General features: G+C 63.6%; 17 protein-coding genes. 12 read left to right on the top strand and 5 right to left on the bottom strand.

Going from position 1 to position 19,808, the window contains the following annotated elements; all coding sequences use genetic code 11:
* The first annotated feature begins 3 nt into the window (after positions 1-3).
* On the top strand, positions 4-2,100 hold the full coding sequence (gene recG, locus GGR13_RS05900; RefSeq protein ID WP_183212578.1) for an ATP-dependent DNA helicase RecG: 2,097 nt from the start codon (positions 4-6) through the stop codon (positions 2,098-2,100).
* On the opposite strand, the gene GGR13_RS05895 is transcribed toward recG, so the two are convergent.
* From GGR13_RS05895 to kdsA, 4 genes are read right to left on the bottom strand one after another with little or no spacing between them, the layout of a single operon-like run.
* Complete coding sequence (locus GGR13_RS05895) at positions 2,097-3,200, bottom strand: DUF3089 domain-containing protein (RefSeq protein WP_183212577.1); 1,104 nt, start codon at positions 3,198-3,200, stop codon at positions 2,097-2,099. The genes recG and GGR13_RS05895 overlap by 4 nt on opposite strands.
* A 16-nt stretch (positions 3,201-3,216) precedes the next feature.
* Positions 3,217-4,206, bottom strand: coding sequence for an ADP-glyceromanno-heptose 6-epimerase (rfaD, locus tag GGR13_RS05890; RefSeq protein ID WP_183213102.1), 990 nt, complete (start codon positions 4,204-4,206; stop codon positions 3,217-3,219).
* 8 nt (positions 4,207-4,214) lie between these two features.
* Positions 4,215-5,678 carry a D-glycero-beta-D-manno-heptose 1-phosphate adenylyltransferase gene (gene rfaE2, locus GGR13_RS05885; protein WP_183212576.1) on the bottom strand — a complete coding sequence of 488 codons (1,464 nt, stop codon included), beginning with the start codon at positions 5,676-5,678 and terminating at the stop codon, positions 4,215-4,217.
* A gap of 18 nt (positions 5,679-5,696) precedes the next feature.
* A complete protein-coding gene (kdsA, locus tag GGR13_RS05880; RefSeq protein ID WP_183212575.1) occupies positions 5,697-6,560 on the bottom strand; it encodes a 3-deoxy-8-phosphooctulonate synthase in 864 nt (287 codons plus the stop codon).
* A 115-nt stretch (positions 6,561-6,675) separates the two neighbouring features.
* On the opposite strand from kdsA, the gene GGR13_RS05875 reads away from it, so the two are divergent.
* Both GGR13_RS05875 and GGR13_RS05870 read left to right on the top strand, forming a co-directional pair.
* Positions 6,676-8,148 (top strand): cryptochrome/photolyase family protein, encoded by a 1,473-nt coding sequence (locus tag GGR13_RS05875; RefSeq protein ID WP_343060301.1) that lies wholly within the window; start codon positions 6,676-6,678, stop codon positions 8,146-8,148.
* A 33-nt stretch (positions 8,149-8,181) separates the two neighbouring features.
* Entirely contained in the window at positions 8,182-9,402 is a 1,221-nt protein-coding gene (locus tag GGR13_RS05870; protein WP_183212573.1) for a class I SAM-dependent methyltransferase, read from the top strand.
* A gap of 43 nt (positions 9,403-9,445) precedes the next feature.
* Here GGR13_RS05870 and cysS read toward each other — a convergent pair whose 3' ends face one another.
* Entirely contained in the window at positions 9,446-10,855 is a 1,410-nt protein-coding gene (gene cysS, locus GGR13_RS05865) for a cysteine--tRNA ligase (protein WP_183212572.1), read from the bottom strand.
* A gap of 158 nt (positions 10,856-11,013) precedes the next feature.
* On the opposite strand from cysS, the gene folE reads away from it, so the two are divergent.
* The 9 genes from folE (at position 11,014) to GGR13_RS05820 (ending at position 19,801) form a co-directional block, all read left to right on the top strand.
* On the top strand, positions 11,014-11,619 hold the full coding sequence (gene folE / locus GGR13_RS05860) for a GTP cyclohydrolase I FolE (protein WP_183212571.1): 606 nt from the start codon (positions 11,014-11,016) through the stop codon (positions 11,617-11,619).
* A gap of 114 nt (positions 11,620-11,733) precedes the next feature.
* Positions 11,734-12,171: a biopolymer transporter ExbD gene (locus GGR13_RS05855; protein WP_183212570.1), complete on the top strand. Its 438-nt coding sequence runs from the start codon at positions 11,734-11,736 to the stop codon at positions 12,169-12,171.
* Between the two features lie 127 nt (positions 12,172-12,298).
* Entirely contained in the window at positions 12,299-13,144 is an 846-nt protein-coding gene (locus GGR13_RS05850) for an aldo/keto reductase (RefSeq protein ID WP_183212569.1), read from the top strand.
* 102 nt (positions 13,145-13,246) lie between these two features.
* Entirely contained in the window at positions 13,247-14,776 is a 1,530-nt protein-coding gene (locus GGR13_RS05845; RefSeq protein ID WP_183212568.1) for a UbiD family decarboxylase, read from the top strand.
* A 106-nt stretch (positions 14,777-14,882) separates the two neighbouring features.
* Positions 14,883-15,218 (top strand): hypothetical protein, encoded by a 336-nt coding sequence (locus GGR13_RS05840; protein ID WP_183212567.1) that lies wholly within the window; start codon positions 14,883-14,885, stop codon positions 15,216-15,218.
* A 177-nt stretch (positions 15,219-15,395) separates the two neighbouring features.
* A complete protein-coding gene (locus GGR13_RS05835) occupies positions 15,396-17,216 on the top strand; it encodes a M14 family metallopeptidase (protein ID WP_183212566.1) in 1,821 nt (606 codons plus the stop codon).
* Between the two features lie 2 nt (positions 17,217-17,218).
* A complete protein-coding gene (locus GGR13_RS05830) occupies positions 17,219-17,617 on the top strand; it encodes an MAPEG family protein (protein ID WP_183212565.1) in 399 nt (132 codons plus the stop codon).
* Positions 17,618-17,657: 40 nt separating this feature from the next.
* Positions 17,658-19,010, top strand: a complete 1,353-nt coding sequence (locus tag GGR13_RS05825; RefSeq protein WP_183212564.1) for a TldD/PmbA family protein — start codon at positions 17,658-17,660, stop codon at positions 19,008-19,010.
* Entirely contained in the window at positions 19,007-19,801 is a 795-nt protein-coding gene (locus GGR13_RS05820; RefSeq protein ID WP_183212563.1) for a 3'(2'),5'-bisphosphate nucleotidase CysQ, read from the top strand. Before GGR13_RS05825 ends, GGR13_RS05820 begins: the two co-directional genes overlap by 4 nt.
* The last annotated feature ends 7 nt before the right edge of the window (positions 19,802-19,808 follow it).

The following is a 19,808-nucleotide window of genomic DNA, read 5'->3' as shown; positions in this document are numbered from 1 at the left end:
GTCATGAGGCCGCAGATTCTTTTTTCGCTGTTCGCAGAGGTCTCCAGCCTTAAGGGCGTGGGGGCCAAGGTAACGCCGCTCGTCCAGAAGCTGGCTGGTCCGCTTGTCCGCGATCTGCTGTTTCTGACGCCCAACGGCATGATCACGCGCCGACGCACGACGGCTGTCGACGCGATCGAAGGCGAAGTCGGCGTGTTCGACGTGATCATCGACCGCATGTTCGTCCCGGCCAAGATCGGTGCTCCCCTGAAGGTCCGCGCCAGCGACGAGACAGGGTTCGTCCACCTGATCTGGTTCGGCGGTAGCCCCCAGCACATCGACCGCCAGCTTCCCCGCGGTGAACGGCGGCTGGTGTCGGGCAAGGTCGAACGCTTCAACAACGAAGTCCAGATTGTCCATCCAGACTGGATCGTCCCTTTGGACAAGGCCGATGATATCCCGGCGGTCGAGCCCATCTATCCTGCGACCGCAGGCCTCACCTCACGGCAGGTGCGGAAGCTGGCCATCCAGGCCCTCGCGCTGGCCCCTGTTCTGCCGGAGTGGCAAGACACGGCATGGATCGCGGCACGCAAATGGCCCGCTTGGCAGGCAGCGGTGAGGGTGGTTCACGAACCCGAGGGGCTGACAGACCTGGAGCCAGACGCAGCGGCGCGACAGCGTCTCGCCTTCGACGAACTGCTGGCCCATCAGCTCGCCCTCGCCCGTCGCCGCCGAGCCCGTCAGATCACCCCCGCACCGCGGATTGTCCCGGGTGCCTCTTCCGATCGCCTGCTGGCGACCCTGCCTTTCACCCTGACCCGGGCCCAGGCCAAGGCCCTCGCGGACATCCGTCACGATCTGGCGTCCGGCGAGCAGATGGGCCGTCTGCTTCAGGGCGATGTCGGGTCGGGAAAGACTGCAGTGGCCGCGCTCGCCATGGCCGATGCCGCCTCGTGCGGCTTCCAGGCTGCCCTGATGGCACCCACGGAAATTCTTGCGCGCCAGCACTATCAACGTCTTGCCCCGATGTTTGCAGAGGCGGGCCTGAAGGCGATCCTGCTAACGGGTCGCGATACCGCCGCAGAGCGCCGCGACCGTCTGGCCGCTCTCGCCGATGGATCGGCTGGTATCGCCATAGGGACCCACGCCCTGTTTCAGGACGCCGTGCGATTCGACAAATTGGCCCTGGTTATCATTGACGAGCAGCACCGCTTCGGCGTCAACGAACGCCAGCGCCTGCAGGCCAAAGGCGATCCCAGAATCGGAGGTGTGCACCTGTTGACCATGTCGGCGACACCTATCCCGCGCACGCTTGAATTGACCCAGTACGGCGAGCTGGAGGTCAGCCGGTTGATGGAGAAGCCTCCCGGCCGAACGCCCGTTGCCACTGCGGTGCTGCCCCTCGTCCGGATCGGCGAAGTCGCCCAGCGCCTGAAGGCTGCGATCGAAAGCGGGGCTCAGGCCTACTGGATTTGTCCGCTGGTGGCAGAAAGCGAAGCCATTGATCTGGCGGCCGCCGAGGATCGGGCGCGTGACCTGTCCCGCATTCTGAACCTTGAGGTTGGCCTCGCCCACGGTCAGATGCCAGGGGCCCAGCGCGAGTCCGTCATGGCAGACTTCGCCGACGGCCGGATACCGCTTCTCGTGGCAACGACCGTGGTCGAGGTCGGGGTCGACGTCCCCAATGCTTCGATCATGGTCATAGAGCACGCGGATCGCTTTGGTCTCGCCCAGCTCCATCAGCTGAGAGGGCGCGTGGGTCGAGGGGCCAAGGCCAGCGCCTGTATCCTCCTGTACGGCAGCAGCAATGGCGAGAACGGACTGGGAGATACAGCCCGGGAGCGGCTGGAAACCCTGCGGCGGACCGAGGACGGCTTCGAGATCGCCGAAGAAGACTTCCGCCTGCGCGGCGGCGGAGATCCCTTGGGTCTCAGGCAGAGCGGTTTTCCGGCCTATCGCTTCGCGGATCCGATCCGGCATCGCAGCCTGATGCTGGCGGCCGCAGATGACGCCCGCATGATCCTGGACCGCGATCCCGATCTGACCTCGCCACGCGGAGAGGCCATTCGCATCCTCGAGGCCCTGTTCGACTGGAAGGCCGACCGAACCGCCGCGGACTAGTTTCGGGCCCGGGACAGCCAGACCGACAGACGCGCCTGAATATCAGCCTCAAGATCTGCATAGAACAGGTTGTAGGGTCTAGCCTTTCGACGATCGGCCCAGTTTCCAACCTCCCGGAAGGACTCTGTTTTCGGCTCTGTGTGACGCAATAGGCCACCCCGGCACTGCGTCTCGACCAGTCTGTCCATAAAAGCCGGCCGGACACCCCACTCCAGCGCCGTGGCATTCGTTGCGCCAAGATGCCTGCGGGCGGGCACAATCTCTTCGCCCACGCTGCCGGTCACAGGGTTCACGCACAAGGCCGCGCGGCCTGCCAGATCCACCAGCCGCCCTCGGTCATCCCAGACCAGCGCACGACGCAACCGCCGCGCCGCCGCTCCCTCGTTGCCGACACCGACCTGGGACCAGCCCACGACACACCCGACCTCGGTGCGCGCGCGGCAGGCGGGTGTTTCAGGCCGCAACCGGTCGGCAGCCACGATCGCGTCGATCAGATAGACGGCAACCAGGCGCTGGCGGAGGGCGGCGTCCGGCGCGACTCGCTCGCGCAACAGTCGGTCCAGCAATTCCGCCCCCTGCTCCACGCCAACCAGAACGACAGGCTGTCCAGGATGCCGCGCGATCCAGGTTTCGAAGGCCTTTCGGACGTCATCGTAGGCGAACGCCCGCGCGTCCCTCGCGTCGTCCCGAAGAGTCAGCCGTGTGTAAAGGCTGGCCTGGCGATAGCGCGGCACACTGATGACCCCGGCGCGCTCGAAGGGTGCCGCGTAGTTCGGGAGCACGACCCGATCGAGATAGGCGTCAGCCTTGGGATCGCGGACCGGACCGTTCCAGCCCGAGCCTCCATCGAAGGTCGTCGAATGGACGAAGAAGACTGCGGCATTGCCGGCCTGTGGTCCCCGGGCGTCCCACAGGGCCCAGGCATCGGCCTGGCTATAGTCCGGTGCGGGTGGTGGATCGTAGGTCTGGAAAGGGATCTGAGGGTCCAGCCCTGCCCTCAGGATGTCGCCCCGCCAAACGGCCACTGCGGAGGCGACGAGCAGCAGCAGGGACAGAAGGGTCCAGCCCGCGACCTGTCGAAAGGTCAGCCTGCGCTTCATGACAGCATGGACCGCGTCACCGATACGGATCTCCGGTCATCAGGAAACCCTGGACATAGCGCCTGACCCCCTCTTCAAGCGGCGTCGACTGACCCGGCCAGCCCGCAGCCCGGATCCGGTCCATTCTGGCCTCGGTGAAGTACTGATACCGGTCGCGAATGGCCTCGGGCATGTCGACATAGGCTATGGACGCGGTCTTGCCCGCTGCCGCAAAGGTCGCCTTCGCCAGATCGTCGAACGACCGGGCCTGGCCTGACCCGGCATTGAACACGCCGGATACCCCGGGTGTCTCGAGCAACCAGACAACGATCTCGACAATGTCGTCGACGAAAACGAAATCCCGCAGTTGTCCGCCGTCGGCATAGTCCGGGTGATGCGAGCGGAACAGGCTGACCGTCTCGCCGGCCGCGACCTTGGGCCAGATCTGGGCCACGACCGACTTCATCGAGCCCTTGTGACCCTCGTTCGGCCCGTAGACGTTGAAGAATTTGAGCCCGGCCCACTGGCTCGGCGACTGTCCGCGATCCGACTGCCGGATGGCATACTGGTCAAACAGAAGTTTCGAATAACCATAGGCATTCAGGGGCCGAAGCTGTGACATGGCTTCAGGCGCTTCGTTGTCCTCGAACCCCTGATCCCCGTCGCCGTAAGTCGCTGCCGAAGATGCATAGATCAGTCGTGCGTCGCGGATCGAACACCAGTCCCACAGGTCGCGCGACAGGGTGAAATTGGTCCTCAGGATCAGGTCGGCATCGGTTTCCGTGGTCGAGGATATGGCCCCCATATGAACCACGGCCTCAATGACATCGGCGTGCCGCTCAAGCTGCTCGAACAGCGCCTCAGGGGCCCAGAAGTCAGCGATCGGATGTTTGGCGACATTCTTCCATTTGGCCAAATCGGCGGTTTCCAGCCGGTCGCACACGACGATGTCATGGTGGTCGTCGGCGGTCAGGCGCGCCACGATGTTGGATCCGATGAAACCCGCACCGCCGGTCACCACGATCATCTTGCGGCTCACGCAGCACCCCCGGTCATCTTCTCGATTGTCTTCGTCGTCGAGTGGCCGTCGCTGAACGCTGCCAGCCGGACTTCGCCGCCCCAGCTTTCGACCAGGTCGCCACCGACCACGCCCTCGCGGGTATAATCAGCGCCCTTGATCAAGACATCGGGCCGCAGCCGCTCGATCAGGGCCAGCGGCGTCGGATCGTCGAAGCTCGTCACCCTGTCGACGCTGGCCAGCCCGCCGATCACGACCGCCCGGCTATCCAGATCGTTGACCGGGCGGCCCTCACCCTTCAACCGGGTGACCGAGGCATCGGTGTTCAGGGCCACCACAAGGCGATCACACCAGCTCCGCGCCTGGGCCAGATAGGCGACATGGCCGCGGTGCAGGATGTCGAAACAGCCATTGGTGAACCCGATCTTCAATCCCAGGGCCCGCCAGGCCTCGACCTCGGCCGCGAGCTCATCCAGCGGCGTGACCTTGGCATGCGCAAGCGAGGCATGCTGGCTCATCTCGGCCTCGATCAGTTCGCCCGGGGTCACGACCGCCGTGCCGCTCTTTCCGACCACGACCCCTGAGGCCAGGATCGCGAGTTGCACGGCCTGCTCGAGCGAGGCCCCGACACCAAGCGCCAGCCCGAGCGCAGCCAGGCCCGTATCGCCCGCGCCGGAGACATCAAAGACCTCCCTCGCCCGGCCGGGAAAATGCACCACACGGCCGTCCTCGCGCCGGATCAAGCTCATCCCTTTGCCAGCCCGGGTGACGACGATGGCTCGGGTCGTCGTGGCCGCCAGCAGTTTCGCGAGAGCAACCTCGATCTCGGCGTCTGTCTCGACGGGCAGACCTGTGGCCCCGGCTAGTTCCGATGCGTTCGGCTTGATAACATCGACCGCTCCGTAGCGCGCGAAATCCCGGCCCTTCGGATCGACAACCACGGGGGCACCGCTGGTCCTTGCCGCCCAGAGCGCTGTACGGATCAACCGGTCGGTGACGACACCCTTGTCGTAGTCAGACAACAGAATGACGGAAGCGTCTGAAAACACGTCATCGCGATCAAACGCACCAACCGTCAGCGTTTCATCGTCGAGGCGAAGAAGTTGCTGGCCGCCCGACACGAAGCGCGTCTTGACGATCGTGCTGGCCCCGTCAGGCCGGGCGATGAAATCGGAAATCTGATGTTCTTCCGCGACAAGCGCCGCCAGCTCGGTTCCGGCTGTATCATCGCCCGTGACAGCGCCGAGACGCGCCAGCCCGCCGAGTGCGGCCACGTTCCTCGCCACATTGCCGACACCGCCGGGCATGGATACGATTCGCCGGGATTTCAGCACGGGGATCGGGGCCTCGGGCGAAATCCGGCTGACCTCGCCATAGACATAGCGATCCAGCATCACGTCGCCGACACAGGCGACGCTCAGCCCCCGCGCACGGTCCAGCAGGGATTGAAGCGTACCGAGGTCCAGTGCGTGTTCAGCCATGCGCCCGGACTATCGGATTCAGGCCGCTTTCGCCATCCGCGCCTTCGAGAGGTCGTCATAGTCGATCAGTTCGGCAGCCAGAGCCTCGAACTCTCTCAGCGGCACCATGTTGGGCCCATCCGAAGGGGCGTTGTCGGGGTCCTGGTGGGTTTCCATGAACACCGCGTCGACGCCCACGGCGACAGCGGCCCGCGCCAGGACAGGCACGAACTCGCGTTGTCCGCCCGAGGACGTCCCCTGCCCCCCTGGTTGCTGGACAGAATGGGTCGCATCGAACACGACCGGACAACCGATGTCGCGCAGCACTGGCAGTGACCGCATGTCCGACACCAGGGTGTTGTAGCCGAAGCTGGCGCCCCGCTCGCAGGCCATGACGTTGGGATTGCCGGCACCGGTGATCTTGGCGATCACATTCTTCATGTCCCACGGAGCCAGGAACTGGCCCTTCTTGACGTTGATGGCCTTGCCCGTCGCTGCCGCCGCCAGCAGCAGATCGGTCTGCCGACACAGGAAGGCCGGAATCTGGAGGACATCCACAGCCTCTGCCACACCCGCGCACTGCGCCTCGGAATGCACGTCTGTCAGGGTTGGCAGGCCGGTGACCTCGCGAATCTCGGCGAAGATCGGCAGGGCATCTTTAAGGCCGATGCCCCGGGCGGCGGTCGCACTGGTCCGGTTCGCCTTGTCGAAACTGGTCTTGTAGATAATGCCGAGGTTCAGCCGCTCGCCGATTTCCTTCAGCGCATGGGCCATCTCCAGCGCGTGTTGGCGGCTTTCCATCTGGCAGGGACCCGCAATGAAGACGATGCGTGCACCACCGCCGATGACGATCGGCCGGGTGAGGCCTTGCGAGAGGGTGATGACGGCGTTGGGCTGGCTCACGGATGAAACCTTCGTGTGACGTTGGGGCTTGTGGCGACGCAGTGATGTCGCCGCTATGGGGCGTGCAGATGGCGCTGTGCGCCTTTCGCTGCAAGCTATCATGGAGATCGCACGCGTGACCACCACGGCCACCAACGAGCGCACGCCGGTCATTCTCTGGCTTCGCCGCGACCTGCGCCTGCAGGATAATCCCGCCCTGAACCATGCTGCGGAGACCGGCCGGCCCGTGATCCCGGTGTATATCCTCGATGAGGCTGGCGAGGGCCGTCCGCGGGGTGCCGCCTCGCTCTGGTGGCTGGACAAATCCCTGCGGGCCCTCGCGGAGAGCTTCGCCGAGCGCGGCGCAAGCCTGATTCTGAGGCGTGGCGATTCGGAAGCGGTCCTGCGCACCCTGATCACACAGACAGGGGCGACAGCGGTCTTCCTGAACCGGCTGTTCGAGCCCGAGGCCTGGGCCCGTGATGCCGACATTGCCCATGGACTGAAAGCCGAGGGCATCGAGGTCAAGGGATACAATGGCTCGCTGCTGACGCGCCCGGGCTCGGTCCTGAATGGCTCAGGCGGCCCATATAAGGTTTTCACGCCCTTCCACCGGTTCCTGCTGGCGACGGCAGTGCAGCCTGCCCACACGACCGGCCCCCGCGACCTGTCCGGAGCGCCGGATGTGGCGAGCGAAACGATCGACGACTGGGGTCTGCATCCACAACACCCAGACTGGTCCAGGCGCTTTGACTGGACCCCTGGAGAAACTGGGGCGACCGCCGAGCTCGGTCGCTTTGTCACCCACGGCCTCGCGAACTACGGAAAGGGCCGCGACATGCCCGGCGTCCCGGCGACCAGTCGTCTGTCTCCGTATCTGCACTGGGGAGAGATCAGCCCTTGGCGCGCCATCGCAGCCGCACGAAAGACAGCAGCCGACGGTAAGGTCCCCGGTGCCGAAGCGGACAAGTTCGTTGCCGAGATCGGCTGGCGAGAGTTCTCGGCGCACCTGCTGCATCACTTTCCCACGCTGCCGACCCACGCCTTCCGGCCGGAGTTTGACGCATTTCCCTGGCGCGACGACGATGTGGCGTTCGCGGCCTGGACGCGTGGACAGACCGGCTATCCGGTCGTTGACGCGGGGATGCGCCAGCTCTGGGCGACCGGCTGGATGCACAATCGCGTCCGGATGATCGTTGCCTCATTTCTCATCAAGCACCTGCTGATCGACTGGCGGCGCGGCGAGGCATGGTTCTGGGACACGCTGGTCGATGCCGACCTGGCGTCGAATGTACAGAATTGGCAATGGGTCGCTGGATCCGGAGCCGACGCCTCACCGTACTTCAGAATCTTCAATCCGATCACCCAGGGCGAGAAGTTCGATGCTGACGGCACATACGTCCGGAAATGGGTTCCCGAACTCCGGAAGGTACCGGATCGATGGCTCCACGCGCCGTGGACCGCAGCACCCGAGACTCTCAGGGAGGCCGGCGTGCAGCTTGGCACCCACTATCCCCACCCAATCGTCGACCACACCGAAGCTCGCAACCGCGCTCTTGAGGCCCTCAAGACCGTGTCAGGACGCCGCGCGGATGCGAGCGGGGATTGACGCTCATCAACCCGACCTAGCAAGAGTGCCAGCATGACTGTTCTCACCGATCAGGGCGCGGCGCGTCTGGACGCCACTCCACGCGTCTTCGCCATGCTGATTCGCCTTCTGTCCGCCAACTGGACTTATGGCCGGCTGACCTTGATCCTGCCGAATGGCGAGACACACCGGCTGGAAGGCGAGACCCCCGGGCCGAGCGCGACGATGAACATCGTCGACTATCGGTTCGCCCGGCGTGTCCTCGCGAACGGCGATATCGGCTATGCCGAAGGCTATATGGCCGGGGAATGGGACAGTCCCCATCTGGCGGTGCTGCTGGAAGTCCTGGCGTCGAACTATGACCACATCCGGCGTCTGTTCGACGGCAACGTCATCATGCTTGCGGTGAACTGGATCAGTCACAAGCTGAACCGCAACAGCCGGGCGGGTTCGAAAAAGAACATCGAGGCCCACTACGATCTGGGCAACAGCTTCTACGAGACCTGGCTGGACGGCACGATGACATATTCATCGGCGCGGTTCGTGGACAGTCATGACACCCTGGAGTCGGCCCAGACACGGAAATATGCGACGCTGGCGCAGGCCATGGACCTGAAGCCCGGCATGAAGGTGCTGGAAATCGGGTGTGGCTGGGGCGGCTTTGCCGAATACGCCGCGCGTGAGATCGGTGCTGATGTGACGGCAATCACCATCTCGCAGGAACAGCACGACTATGCCCAGGCCCGCCTGTTCAATGCTGGCCTGTCGTCTCGCGCCCGCGTCCAGATGATGGACTATCGCGACGTGACAGGCAGCTACGACCGCGTGGCATCCATCGAGATGTTCGAGGCAGTGGGCAAGGAATACTGGCCTGCCTATTTCGACACCATCCGGAATGTCCTGGTCCCCGGGGGGCGTGCAGGACTGCAGATCATCACGATTCAGGACGAGCTGTTCGAGGAGTACAATGCCCGGACGGACTTCATCCAGAAATATGTCTTTCCCGGGGGTATGCTCCCGTCGGAAGCCCGGCTGCAGCCCGTCGTGGAGCGGGCCGGTCTGACCTGGGACCATGTGGAACGGTTCGGCATCGACTATGCCGATACCCTGCAGCGTTGGGATCAGCGATTCCAGGCGGCCTGGGACGACATTCGCCAGATGGGGGGCTTCGACGAGCGGTTCCGCCGTCTGTGGCGCTTCTACCTTGGCTATTGCGAAGCCGGATTCCGCTCACGCCGGACCGACGTGATCCATCTCGCTCTGACAAAGACCTGATCGCCGTCTCGCGCTCCTGACCCGCCCGCGAAGAGCAGCAAAACTAGTCCGCCAGCCGCCAGGTCGCTCCGGTCGGGCCATCCATCACGACGACCTTGAGCGCCGTAAGGCGATCGCGGATCCGGTCGGCCTCGGCCCAGTTCTTGGCCGCCCTTGCCTCGACCCGTTCCGCCAGCAAGGCCTCGACCTCGGTTTTTAGAACATCGTCTGCGCCCCCTTCGAACCAGGCGTCCGGGCTTGATTGCAGCACGCCGAGAATGGCTGCGGACGCCAGCAACTCTGCCTTGGCTATGCCCACGGAGTTGAGATCACCCGCCGTCATCGCGCGTTCGATCTCGCTGGACAGGGCGAACAGCTTGGACATGGCTCCGGGCGTATTCAGATCATCGGAGATCGCCTGCAGAAATTCGGGTGACGGCATATCCCCGAGCGGCTCTACGTCACCTGCCCGACGCAAGGCTCCGTACAGACGATCCAGGTTCTTACGCGACTGGTCCAGCAGCGACTGGTTCCAGTCCAAGGGCTGTCGATAGTGCGCGCTCAGCAAGGCCCAGCGAACGACCTCGCCTGGCATGTGCTGGACCAGATCATGCAGCAGCAGGACATTGCCGATCGACTTTGACATCTTCTCGGCATCCACGGTCAGGAAGCCATTGTGCATCCAGTAGCGCGCATAGGCATCGTGAGCCGCGTCAGTCCGAGCATGGCCGTGCGCACAGACCCCCTGTGCGATCTCGTTCTCATGATGCGGGAAGACCAGATCGATGCCACCACCATGGATGTCTATGGGCAGCCCGAGGGTCTCCTCGATCATCGCCGAGCACTCGATATGCCAGCCAGGCCGTCCTGCGCCCCAGGGGCTCGGCCAGGCCGGTTCCCCGTCCTTCGACGGCTTCCACAGCACGAAATCGTGGGCATTCTTCTTGTAGGGCGCGACCTCGACCCGCGCGCCTGCGATCATGTCGTCCAGATTGCGCCCGGACAGCGCGCCATAAGAGGGATAGGACGAGACATCAAAGACGACATGCCCCTCCGCCACATAAGCGCAGCCCTGTTGGATGATCTGGGCGATCTGTCGGACGATAGCGCCCATATGGTCCGTCACATGCGGCGACAGATCGGGCGGGGAGACATTCAGTGCCGCCATGTCGGCAAGATAGGCAGCCTCGTAGCGGGCGGTGACGGCCCCGATCGTGACGCCCTCTCTCGCAGCCTTCGCATTGATCTTGTCGTCAACGTCGGTGACGTTGCGGGCATAGAGCACGCTGTCCGAACCGAACTGACGCCTCAGCAGACGAACGAGGACGTCAAACACGACGGGTGGGCGCGCGTTGCCGATGTGCGCATGGTCATAAACCGTGGGACCACAGACATATAGTGTCACGCGTTGCGGGTCCCGCGGCTCGAATGCGCGCTTCTCGCGATGCAGCGTGTCGTAAAGAAAAAGCGTCATTGTGAAGCGGAGCAGTTGGTTTTCTTGCAGGATGATGCCGCTGTCCCATATAGCCGTGGGCTCGTTGGCGATAGCCAGCGGCTAAACATAAGGGAGAGCGACGCGCGTCATTTCCGGGACCTTCGTTCCGGCGCCACTGGTCGCTTCAGATGATTTCCATGGATGCTCTGGTTACCCGACCCACGCTCGTCGAGACCCTGCGCCCGTCGCGCGAGGAAGCCCTCAAGGCTGTGCGAACCCTGCTGGCCTGGGCGGGTGACAACCCCGACCGTGAAGGCCTCAAGGATACGCCCAAGCGCGTCGTCGACGCCTACGGCGAATGGTTCGAAGGCTACGAGGCCGACGTGGCCAAGGAACTGTCTCGGACTTTCGAGGACGTCCAGGGCTATGACGACATGGTCCTGCTGCGGGACATCGAGGTCGAGAGCCATTGCGAGCACCACATGGCCCCGTTCCTCGGCAAGGCCTATGTCGCGTACCTTCCAACGGAGAAGGTCGTTGGCATTTCCAAGATCGCCCGCGTCGTGGAAATCTTTTCCAAGCGGCTGCAGACGCAGGAAGTCCTGACCAACCAGATCGCCTACGCCCTGGAGGAACATCTGAACCCGGCCGGCGTCGCGATCCTGATCGATGCGGAACATCAGTGCATGACGACCCGCGGTGTGCATCACCGCCATGTCTCCACGATCACCACCCGGTTCACCGGTGCGTTCAAGTCGGACCCAGCTCTGATGGAGCGCTTCATCAAGCTTGCTAAGGGCTGATCGCAACGTTTCGTCCAACTCATGCTTTACAAGCGTGGGCTTGCCCGCCAAGAGACAGATCGAACCTTTCGATAGCCTGCGGTCAGCGGGCGTGATCACAGAGAGACGCGCGACATGGGTGCTAAACTTTCCGGTCCCGGTGGCCAGGGTGGCAAGACGATCCAGCAGAACAGCGACATCAACGTGACGCCGTTCGTGGACATCATGCTGGTGCTGCTGATCATCTTCATGGTTGCCGCGCCACTTGCGACCGTTTCGATCCGCCTCGACCTGCCGCCGGCGACTCCGCCCGATCCTACGGTCGAGGTTGAGGAACCCGTCTACATCACCATCCAGGAAACGGGACAGCTGTTCATCGCAGAGACCGAAACGACGCTTGATCGTCTTCCGGCCGATGTTTGTGCCGCGCTCGGTGGCGGAGCTTGCCGCGAAGAGCGCGTCTTCGTCCGCGCCCAGCCGGAAGTTCAATACAACCAGTTCATGGAAGTCATGAATTCGATGCAGGAAAACGGCTTCTTCAAAGTCGGCCTGCTGAACGAAGACATCGAATAGAGCCCGCGCCGTTCGATAAGGGAACAGGGCCGCGACCTTCGGGACGCGGCCTTTTTCTTTGCCCCGTTGAAACCGCGACCGGGCTTGCCTGTTATTGGGCTCTTCCGCACGTTCAGGACTCATGCCGATGACCAACCCGCTCTCGCTCGCTGTCGACACCTTCCAGATTCCACTGCTTGGATTCGGCACCTGGCAACTCGAGCCCGCCGATGCCCGGCGGATGGTGAAAGAGGCCCTGCGCATCGGCTATCGCCACATCGACACAGCCTGGATTTACAAGAACGAATCGGCTGTCGGTGACGGCATTCGCGATGCGATTGCGGAAGGCCTTGTCGCTCGCGACGAGATCTGGCTCACCACCAAGATTTGGGTCGAACATTTCCACGATGGCGACCTGCAGACGCAGGCGAAAGAATCAATGGAGGCGCTGGGCTTCACCCCTGACCTCCTGCTCCTGCATTGGCCGAAGAAGAATCCGCCGTTTGCCGAGACGCTGGGCGCACTGAACGATGCCCTGGCCCAAGGTTTCACCCGAGCCATCGGTCTCTCCAACTTTCCATCGACCCAGTTCCGGGAAGCGCAGGCTCTTTCGGCAGCGAAACTGATCACGAACCAGGTCGAATACCACCCCTATCTTTCGAACAACGCGCTGATCGCGACGGCCAGGGAACTCGGTTCCTCGATCACCGCCTGGTCACCACTGGCGCAGGGCAAGATCGCCGACGATGCGACCCTGAATGACATAGCGCGGGCGCACGGCAAGACCCCCGGCCAGGTCACGCTGAGATGGATCATTCAGCAGGGCGTGATCGCCATCCCGCGCACGGCCAAGGAAAGCCGTGCGGCCGAGAATTTCGACATCTTCGATTTCGACCTGTCGCCAGAGGAAATGCAACAGATCCATAGTCTGGCAAAGCCTGATGGCCGGCTTGGCGACTGGCTCGATGCAGACTTCACCTGGGATCGCGACTAGGCCGCTGTGATCGTGGCGATCGACCGCACGTCGCAACGGCAAGCCCGGCGTGACACGACGGCACCCACCGCCTAATCGTCACGCTCTAGACTGGAGCGTTCGATGGCCTACCGATCCCTGCGCGAATTCCTGACGAAACTTGAAGCTGACGGGGAACTGGTACGGGTCTCGGAGCCGGTGTCCACCGTGCTCGAGATGACGGAAATCCAGACCCGTCTGCTGCGAAACGGAGGTCCTGCCGTCCTGTTCGAGCAACCCGTCATGCCGGACGGATCCATCAGCCCCATCCCCGCGCTGGCCAATCTGTTCGGAACGGTAAAGCGCGTGGCCATGGGCGTCACGCTGGACAACAAGGCGCGGACCACGGGGGCTGACCTGCGCGAGGTTGGCGAACTCCTGGCCTTCCTCCGAAATCCTACCCCGCCCCGGGGTCTGCGCGATGCCTTTGACATGCTGCCGCTGGCCAAGACGGTCATGGGTATGCGGCCGAAGATCGTGAAGAAGGCACCCGTACAGGACGTCGTCCTCAGGGGCGACCAGATCGACCTGACCCGTTTGCCGGTTCAGACCTGCTGGCCCGGAGAACCTGCGCCCCTGATTACATGGGGCCTCGTGGTCACCAGGGGGCCGGGCGAGGATCGCGAGGACGACTTCAACCTCGGCATCTACCGGATGCAGGTCCTCGGCAAGGATCGCGCGATCATGCGCTGGCTCGCCCATCGTGGGGGCGCCCAGCATTATGCCCGGCACAAGAAGGCGGGGAAGCGCGAGCCCCTGCCCTGCGCTGTGGTGCTAGGCGCTGATCCGGGCACGATCCTGGCCGCTGTCACCCCTGTTCCTGACACCCTCAGCGAATACCAGTTCGCCGGACTGATGCGAGGTGCCAAGGCCGAGCTTGTGGCCTGCAAGACGGTGCCGCTGATGGTGCCGGCCGAAGCCGAGATCGTTCTGGAAGGACACGTCCTGCTGGACGAACACGCCCCGGAGGGTCCTTACGGAGACCATACGGGCTACTATAACTCGGTCGAGACCTTCCCGGTGTTCCAGGTCACCGCCATCACCATGCGGCGGGACCCGATCTATCTGACGACCTTTACCGGCCGTCCGCCGGATGAGCCTTCCGTGCTGGGCGAGGCCTTGAACGAGGTCTTCATCCCCCTGCTGCGCGCACAGTTCCCGGAGATCATGGATTTCTGGCTGCCACCGGAGGGCTGCAGCTACCGGATCGCGGTGGTGTCGATGAAGAAGGCCTATCCCGGTCACGCCAAACGGGTGATGCTGGGCGTCTGGAGCTATCTGCGACAGTTCATGTACACGAAATGGGTCATCGTGGTGGACCACGACATCGACGCCCGTGACTGGAAACAGGTGATGTGGGCCATGGCGACGAAGATGGATCCAGCCCGCGACATCACCCTGATCGAGAACACACCAATCGACTATCTGGACTTCGCAAGTCCTGAAAGCGGACTCGGGTCAAAGATCGGCCTCGACGCAACAGACAAGCTTCCACCAGAGACGCACCGAGAGTGGGGCGAGGAAATCCGGATGGACCCCGATGTCGTGGAGAGGGTCAGCACGATGTGGTCCCGGTTAGGATTGCCCGGCGACGGCACGCCGATCTGGAAGTGACCACGCGCACGCAGGTGACACCGCAACGCACAAAAAACGCTTTCCTCGTGACGAAAATGTAATCTAGGGTCTCGGTTCGGACACGTTGAAGTCGGGAAATGAACTCGTGAAGAAAGCCCTCATTGTCTGCGCCGCAGCCCTGTTAGCGATGCCGATCGTCGCTGTTGCTTCCACCGCAGACGCCCAGGTCCTGGCGGGGCGAAATGCAGCTCGGGCCGATCGTGCCCCGCGCGTGACCCGTGAAGAGCGCCTTTCCAATATCCGCTACGAGGCCGAGGAGCGGCTTGCCGAGATCGAGGAACGGATCGCCGAGATCGAGGCGGCCGTGCAGGCTGCAGGCGTGACCACACCGGCGCAGGCCCGCCAACTGGAACAGTTGGTTGGGCGCAAGGCACGCGAAGAGCGGGAGATCGCTCGACTGACCGCTGCGCTCGAGCCCTGATCTGTCGCCAATGCACCCGGCGCGCGGGCAGAACCGGAGCGCAAGCTTCCGGCCTTTCGCCTGCCCGAAGGGATGCCTGTCCATCCTGACGGATTGACCTTTCGGTCACCACGAAGTGTCACCGCGTGTTTGGACCATGGCTTGCGGCCCGCTGCCATTTGGCGGAGGAAGAGGCCCATGCGCCACATCTGTCTTTTCGCCGTCCTCGCGGCCCTTTCAGCGACAACCGCAATGTCCCAGTCCGTCCCGACGACCGCTCCCTGGGACCTGCCGTTCCTGCCACCCGCTCCGGAATGGAATGGAGCCAGCCGCAACTTGCTGGCAGCATCAGATGATCCTTGGATCACAGCCTTCGAACAGGACCCGGATCACAACGCCAGCCCGACCTATGCTGAAACTCGGGCGTGGTTCGACCGTCTGGATGCCGCATCCGATCTTATCCGGATCGAGTCGTTCGGAACCTCGCCGGAGGGCCGGGCGATTTATGCCGTGATCGCAACGAAGGACGGCTCCTCGCTCGATCCATCCAAGCCGGTGCTGCTGGCCCAGGCAGGTATCCACCCCGGCGAGATCGACGGGAAGGATGCGGGGATGATGCTGCTTCGCGATATCGCGTTCGGCGGCAAGGGCGATCTGCTCGATCGTGCCAACCTGATCCTGATTCCGATCCTGTCGGTCGACGGCCATGAGCGGGCGTCGGCCTACAGCCGTCCAAACCAGAGGGGTCCCCGAGTCCAGGGGTGGCGCCATACAGCAACCAACCAGAACCTGAACCGCGATTTCATGAAGCTGGACCAGCCCGAAATGCGTGCAGTGATCGGGCTGATCCGCAAATACGACCCGGCCCTCTATGTCGACATCCACGTCACGGACGGCATGGATTACCAGTACGACGTCACCTACGGGTACAATGGCGAGGACGGCATCTATTCACGGTCTCCCGCCAGTGCAGCCTGGCTTGACACAGCGTTCAAGCCATCGATCAACGCGGCGCTTGAAGCCCAGGGTCATATCCCGGGCCCTCTGGTTTTCGGCGTGGGCGATGATCCCAAGGCTGGACTGTCCGACGGTGGGCTCGGCGAACGGTTCTCGAATGGCTGGGGTTCGGCTGCGCACGTACCGACGATCCTCGTCGAAAACCACAGCCTCAAGCCCTACGAGCAACGGGTCCTGGGCACCTATGTGCTGCTCGAGGCCGCCATGCGTGCTCTGGCCCGTGACGGCGAAAGCCTGGCGACCGCCATCGCCGCCGACAAGGCTCTTCGGCCAACCGAAATCCCGGCCAATTTCGAGGCGGATCCCACGCCTGCCGGGACCCGCGCCTTCAAGGGCGTCACCTACGAAATGTACGACAGCCCGGCATCAGGTCGGCAGGAGATCCGCTGGCTTGGACGGGCCGACCCGGAGATCTGGTCCCTGCCCTTCTATGGTTCGCGCCCGACGCTGACACTCAAGCGGCCCGTTGCCTATTGGGTGCCAGGCTACAGGACCGACCTGATCGAGCGACTGCGCCTTCAAGGCCTGCAGATGGAGACTGTCTCGACCCCGCGGACCGTCTCTGTCGAAATGCTTCGTCTCAATGACCCGAAGATCGCCGCTCGCACCAATGAGGCGCACGTACAGATCGCGGTCACCGACGTCACGCCGGAAACTGTGCACTGGAACTGGCCCGTCGGCTCGGTGCGTATTCCTACCGATCAGCCCATGGGCGATCTGGCCGTCCTGCTCCTCGAACCTCAATCGTCGGAAAGCTTCTTTGCCTGGGGTATGTTCCCGGAAGTGCTCAACCGGGTTGAGTACATCGAGAGCTATGCCATTGCGCCACTGGCGGAGCGGATGCTGGCTGCCGATCCCGCGTTGAAGTCTGCGTTTGAGGCGAAACTGGCCGCCGAACCTGACTTTGCCGCCAACGGCGATGCGCGACTTGCATGGTTCTATGAAAGAACGCCGTTCTACGATAGCCGCTATAGGCTATATCCGGTGGGGCGGGAGAACTGAGCATGACGATGGTTGCGATCCATGCGGCGAGCCTCTGGAGTGGCCTGCTTGTCCTGCTGCTCATTACCTTGTCCGGACTGACCGTCCGTCGCCGTCGCCGTCATCTTGTCGCCTTCGGCGATGGGGGCAACGACGAGCTGACCTCGGCGAGCCGCGCCTTCGGAAATGCAACTGAATATGTTCCGGCAGGCCTGATTGCCCTCGTGCTTCTGGCGCTCACGGGCGCTCCTCCAGCCATGATTCATGCCATCGGCGGAACGCTGTTGGCCGGTCGTCTGATTCATGCGGTCGGACTGATCTTTCAAAAGGGACCATCCCTGGGTCGCGTGGCGGGCATGATCCTGACCTATCTAGCACTTCTGGTCGCGGCCCTGTCCCTGATTGCCTACGGCGTCCTCTGAGAGACGTTGCGGCCCGGCATCGCGTCCGCCATATCGGGTCATGCCTGAAACGCCCTCGCCGACTTCCCCCGACATCCTGCACGATCTGATTGACGCCGCCCTGCGAGCCGGCGCCGACGCGGCCGAGGCCGTGACATCCGAGCAGCGATCCCTGTCCGTTGGCGTCCGCAATGGGACGCTTGAAGACGTCGAGCGTGAGGAATCTCGCGATCTGGGGCTACGGGTGTTTGTCGGGCAGCGTCAGGCTTCGGTTTCGGCATCCGACCTGTCGCCAGCCACGCGTGCGCGGCTTGTCGAGCGCGTGGTCGCCATGGCCCGGCTGGCCCCGGAAGATCCCTACGCTCGCCTGGCCGATGTTGATCGCCTTGCACGCCGCCCGCACTCTGATCTGGCCCTCTTCGACGCCTCAGAGCGCAGCGCAGCCGAGCTTGAGGCCACCGCCGCCGAGGCCGAAGCCGCCGCACTGGCCATTGAAGGCGTGGCCCGGTCGGAAGGAGGCCATGCCTCGACGTCGGCCACAACCTGGCGGCTCGTCACCTCCCACGGCTTTGACGGGACCTATTCAGGAAGTGGCTTCTCGCTTGGCGTCGGCGTGATCGCAGAGAAGGACGGAGCCATGGAGCGCGGCAGCGACGGCCGTACGACACGCTGGCTTTCGGACCTGCCCGATGCCGCTTCCATCGGCACCGAGGCGGGGCGACGCGCCGTTGCCCGAACGGGGCCCCGCAAGATCGCCTCGACCACGGCACCCGTGATCTTCGAGAACCGCGTCGCGACCCAGATCCTTTCTCCATTGCTCGGAGCCATTTCCGGCACGTCGATCGCGCGCGGGACATCATTCCTGATGGACCGATTGAACACTGCGGTTCTCCCAGCAGGCATGAGCCTGATCGACGATCCGCTGCGGCTGCGCGGGCTTGGCTCCACGCCATTCGATGACGAGGGCGTTGAGGTCGAGCGCCGCGAAATCGTGGCAGACGGCGTCCTGCAGACATGGCTGCTGAATACCGCATCGGCATCACAGCTGGGGCTGACATCGACAGGGCATGCCTCAAGAGGATTGGCAGGCCCATCCGGAGTTTCGACCCACAATCTGCACCTGACACCGGGAGACCGTTCGAACGCAGACATGATGTCCGATGCCGGCACCGGTTTGATGATCACTTCGATGTTTGGGCCGTCTTTGAACGCCAATACCGGCGACTGGTCCGCCGGCGTTTCAGGCTTCTGGTTCGAGGGGGGCGAGTTGGCCTATCCTGTCAGCGAGGTGACGGTCGCGGGCAATCTGAAGGATCTTTGGGCCCGCATGGTCGCCGGTTCAGATCTCGATTTCCGCGGTAGCTTCAACAGTCCCTCGTTGCTGTTCGACGCCGTCGCCATCGCCGGGAAATGAGCGGATACGACGACGATCTGGCGCTGATCCGCGATGCGGTGATGGTGGCCGGGACGATGGCCCTGGCTGAGCGCGAACAGGGGCTGAAGGTCTGGTCCAAGTCCGGTGGATCGCCGGTCACCTCGGCCGATATGGCGATCGATGCATTCCTCAAGTCGACCCTTTCCGAGGCACGCCCCGAATACGGCTGGCTGTCGGAGGAGACGCCGGATACTGCGGATCGCCTGTCGCGCCGAAGGCTGTTCATCGTGGATCCGATCGATGGCACCGTCGCCTATATGAAGGGCAAACCGTGGTGGTGCATCCCGATCGCCGTCATCGAGGACGGCCGGCCGGTCGCCGCCGTCATCCATGCCCCGGCACTGAACGAGACCTATGAGGCCACGCTGGGCGGTGGAGCCTTAATGAACGGCCGGGCGATTTCGGCCTCCGATACAGACAGTCTCGACGATGCGTCTCTCCTGGCCGATGCACGGATGATCGAGGGGCCGCAATGGCTCGAGCCATGGCCAGCTATGCGGTTCGAGAAACGCAATGCCATCGCCTATCGCATGGCGCTGGTTGCTGCCGGCGCATTCGATGCGGCCATCGCGTTGTCGCCGAAATGGGACTGGGACATCGCGGCCGGGGCCCTGATCGCCGACGAGGCCGGGGCCAGGGTCACGGACCATCACGGTCGGCCCTGGCATTTCAACCGTCCGGACCCACGCCAGGCCAGCCTCGTCTGTGCGGCTCCGGCACTTCACCCGTTGATCGTGAGGCGGACAGCGCCTATCCCGCTGGGCGCATAGCCCTGCC

Source organism: Brevundimonas variabilis, from assembly GCF_014199945.1.
In the GTDB taxonomy this organism is placed as follows: Bacteria; Pseudomonadota; Alphaproteobacteria; order Caulobacterales; family Caulobacteraceae; genus Brevundimonas; species Brevundimonas variabilis.
Note: the sequence above shows the minus strand (reverse complement) of the source record. Positions and strands in the feature narration are given on the sequence as shown.

What these genes read in the sequence shown, in the direction of transcription:
- GGR13_RS05895 (WP_183212577.1), bottom strand. Translation starts at nt 3,200, where the DNA reads ATGAAGCGCAGGCTGACCTTTCGACAGGTCGCGGGCTGGACCCTTCTG.
- recG (WP_183212578.1), top strand. Translation starts at nt 4, where the DNA reads ATGAGGCCGCAGATTCTTTTTTCGCTGTTCGCAGAGGTCTCCAGCCTT.
- GGR13_RS05845 (WP_183212568.1), top strand. Translation starts at nt 13,247, where the DNA reads ATGGCCTACCGATCCCTGCGCGAATTCCTGACGAAACTTGAAGCTGAC.
- rfaE2 (WP_183212576.1), bottom strand. Translation starts at nt 5,678, where the DNA reads ATGGCTGAACACGCACTGGACCTCGGTACGCTTCAATCCCTGCTGGAC.
- GGR13_RS05850 (WP_183212569.1), top strand. Translation starts at nt 12,299, where the DNA reads ATGACCAACCCGCTCTCGCTCGCTGTCGACACCTTCCAGATTCCACTG.
- folE (WP_183212571.1), top strand. Translation starts at nt 11,014, where the DNA reads ATGGATGCTCTGGTTACCCGACCCACGCTCGTCGAGACCCTGCGCCCG.
- cysS (WP_183212572.1), bottom strand. Translation starts at nt 10,855, where the DNA reads ATGACGCTTTTTCTTTACGACACGCTGCATCGCGAGAAGCGCGCATTC.
- GGR13_RS05855 (WP_183212570.1), top strand. Translation starts at nt 11,734, where the DNA reads ATGGGTGCTAAACTTTCCGGTCCCGGTGGCCAGGGTGGCAAGACGATC.
- GGR13_RS05825 (WP_183212564.1), top strand. Translation starts at nt 17,658, where the DNA reads ATGCCTGAAACGCCCTCGCCGACTTCCCCCGACATCCTGCACGATCTG.
- GGR13_RS05830 (WP_183212565.1), top strand. Translation starts at nt 17,219, where the DNA reads ATGACGATGGTTGCGATCCATGCGGCGAGCCTCTGGAGTGGCCTGCTT.
- GGR13_RS05870 (WP_183212573.1), top strand. Translation starts at nt 8,182, where the DNA reads ATGACTGTTCTCACCGATCAGGGCGCGGCGCGTCTGGACGCCACTCCA.
- GGR13_RS05820 (WP_183212563.1), top strand. Translation starts at nt 19,007, where the DNA reads ATGAGCGGATACGACGACGATCTGGCGCTGATCCGCGATGCGGTGATG.
- rfaD (WP_183213102.1), bottom strand. Translation starts at nt 4,206, where the DNA reads ATGATCGTGGTGACCGGCGGTGCGGGTTTCATCGGATCCAACATCGTG.
- GGR13_RS05835 (WP_183212566.1), top strand. Translation starts at nt 15,396, where the DNA reads ATGCGCCACATCTGTCTTTTCGCCGTCCTCGCGGCCCTTTCAGCGACA.